Origin of the sequence: Microcoleus sp. PH2017_08_TRC_O_A (assembly GCF_020738665.1) — a bacterium.
GTDB lineage: Bacteria > Cyanobacteriota > Cyanobacteriia > Cyanobacteriales > Microcoleaceae > Microcoleus.
The window spans coordinates 1-3,022 of record NZ_JAEQCE010000185.1; the positions used below are offsets into that span (position 1 = coordinate 1).

2 protein-coding genes are annotated in these 3,022 nt (G+C 47.8%); both read left to right on the forward strand.

All coding sequences use genetic code 11. The annotated features are described in order from the left end of the window. Positions 1-2,434, forward strand: a 2,434-nt coding sequence (locus tag JGK22_RS32840) for an S-layer family protein (protein WP_293236720.1), incomplete at its 5' end; no start/stop codon positions are given. Between the two features lie 61 nt (positions 2,435-2,495). After that, positions 2,496-3,022 (forward strand): filamentous hemagglutinin N-terminal domain-containing protein (locus JGK22_RS32845; protein WP_293236722.1); only part of this gene is annotated, 527 nt, incomplete at its 3' end.

A 3,022-nucleotide genomic window follows, 5' to 3' on the forward strand; every position in this document is an offset into this window, starting at 1 on the left:
AGTTGGTCTGAGATTTAGAGACAATCCCGGTACAATTGTCAATCAATCCACAGCTACAGGAACAGTCAATCTCCCAGCAACATCTCCCGTAGCGATTCCAATTACCGAGAGAGTTGGCTTAGCAGTAGACAAGGGTCAAACTTTAGCACTGATTGGCGGCGACATCCAAATCCCAGGTGGCAATTTAACTGCTAGTGGCGGACAAATTTTGCTCGGTAGCGTAGCCAGTCCTGGTTTAGTAGATTTGGCACTAACCCCTGGTGTATCCGGGCCTGGTAATCTTACTTTAAATTATGGCAACATTCAAAACTTTGGCAATATTCAAATATCCAATGGTACGCTGATTAACACGAGTGGAACAGGTGGCGGTAGAGTAGAAATAACAGGTGGAAATATCGGTATCAACGCTGCACAAATATATGCGTTCACCTTCGGAAATGCTGGCGGAAAAGGTATTGATATAAACGCCCAAAAAATGCAAGTAAAAAATGGCACGCAATTGTCTACTTTCACTTTAGGAGATGGTGCTGGAGGTAATATCAATTTGCGCGGTGCTGATTCGGTAGAAATGAGCGGGCAGGGAATTGAGAGCTTTCAACAAATTGTAATTAAATATCTCCTATCGGGAACAGTTGACCCTTTTGACCCTAAGTTTATGTTTTTTAACGGTACTGCTGGCGCCGGAAATGGGGGAAGCGTCAACATCGATACCGGACGGCTGCTGATGCGCGATGGGGTAGTAGGTAGCGGCATTACTTTAGGTGCTGGAAATGGCGGCAATCTGAATATCCGCGCCAACACTTTTGAAATCGCGAGTTCTGGAATCAACAACGCCACAGCTAAAGATAGTAGCGGTGCCGGAGGAAGCATCAACCTTGATGTTGGGCGGTTAATTATGCGCGATGGTTCCCTTCTCGGCAGTACGAGTTACAGTAACGGGCCGTCGGGAAATATCACCGTAAAAGCTGCTGAATCGGTAGAACTGTCCAACTCCAGTAGCAGAACTGCTATATCAACTGGAATCAGCACTCTCAGTATCGGTTCTAGCGGCAGAGCAGGGGATATTACGGTTGATACCAAGCGCTTGAGTCTTGCTGACGGTTCTGCTTTTACATTAGGAACAGGTATATTAGTGGGCTTTCTGTTTTCCAGGAACGGCGGAGCGGCGGGAAACTTAACAGTTAGGGCCAGCGAGTCAGTGGAAATTACAGGAATTTCTCCTGTTTTGACTAGCGGGAATCGCACTGATAGTGCGCTGAGTTCTGCAACTTTGAGTTCTAGTCGGGGCGGGAATATCCGCGTCGATACGCCGAGGTTGGTGGTGCGGGATGGGGGGCTAATTTCTACGAGATCTTTTGGTGCTGGAAATGGAGGTGATGTTACTATTAATGCCGATCGCATTGAAGTCAGTGGCATCAGCAGTAACGGTTTATCTGTCAGTTCAATTGATGCTTCTGTCGGCAGCCGGTTCCCGATTAATAGTCCCAACCCGACGGCGAATGCTGGCGAATTGAATCTTAATACCCGTCAATTGATCGTTCGGGATGGCGCTACAGTCACGGTGCAGGCTAGGGGAACCGGACGGGCTGGTAATATCAATGTTGTCGCAGATGCAATTTCCCTTGACGCCAAAAGCAGCATTGACGGCACAACTGTATCCGGTACGGGTGCAAATATTAACCTGCAAGCAAAAAGCATTGAGTTGCGACGCGGCAGCCGGATTACTACCGATGCAGGTAATTCCGACGGCGGTAACATCAATCTCAACAGCCAGATTCTAGTCGCCCTCCCCCAAGAAAATAGCGACATCACCGCCAACGCCCGCACCGCAGGTGGCGGCCGCGTCAATGTTAATGTCCCGAATGTCTTGGGCTTTGCAGCAGTCGGCCGGGAACAAGTCAGAAGCAGGTTGAATCTCAGTGACGCGCAATTTGCAGCTTTGCAAGTCAGTCCTACTTCTCTGCTTGAGAGTAGCGACATCGCCGCGATTTCTCAAAGTGCAGGCCCGGCTTTGCAAGGTACTGTTACTTTTAGTTCTTCTGGGGTGAATCCCGCTCAAGGTTTGGTAGAATTGCCACAAAATGTGGTGAATCCGGCTGCATTAATTGCGGCAAATCCCTGCATTGAAGGAGCCGATAACGAGTTTACTGTTACTGGTCGGGGGGGAGTGCCTCCTAGCCCCAATGACTCTCTGGGTAGCACAGAAACACCGTTTCCGTGGATAGAAATAGAAGAGGAAGGAAGAAGGAAGAAGGAAGAAGGAAGAAGGAAGAAGGGAAGAAGGGAAGAAGGTGAAATTCCCGATCGGGAAGTTGTTCCTGCTCAAGGCTGGGTGATGAATGAGAAAGGGGAAGTTACGCTGGTGGCTGCGGAAGTTGCCGGTCAATTTCCACAGCGCACGAGGCGTCCTGATTCTGTTTGTCAGCCTCGATAACTACAAACAGGGCAAATGCTAGAAATTTTATGACCGAATGTTAGCTAACAAAAGGTTGATTATGATTTTCCAATATCTCTACTTATGGCAGATTTGCCAAATTAATGAACTCAAAGACCGAGACAAATACTATATTTTAAGAGTGATTTACCTTTTAGATCGCGATCGGTCGATTACGAAAAGAAAAACGGTTCGTAGTGCGGACTTTAGTCCGCAGAATAAGAGCGGACTAAAGTCCGCACTACGAACTTTACTTGTTGCGGTTAATCGACGGAACCTGATATTATTTGCATTTTTTTACCTGTGTCTGTTTGCTGAAAGTGCGATCGCCCAAATCGTCCCCGACAGCAGCTTGGGAGCAGAAAGTTCGCGCCTTGTACCCGATAATATCAACAACTTACCATCAGAGCGAATCACTGGTGGTGCCACTCGCGGCGTGAATTTATTTCACAGTTTTCGAGAATTTAACATCAAAAGTGGAGAGGGAGCTTATTTTGAAAATCCCAGCGGAATTGCTAACATCTTCACCCGCGTCACGGGCGGGCAACCCTCAAATATTTTAGGAACCCTCGGAGTCCTAGGCAATGC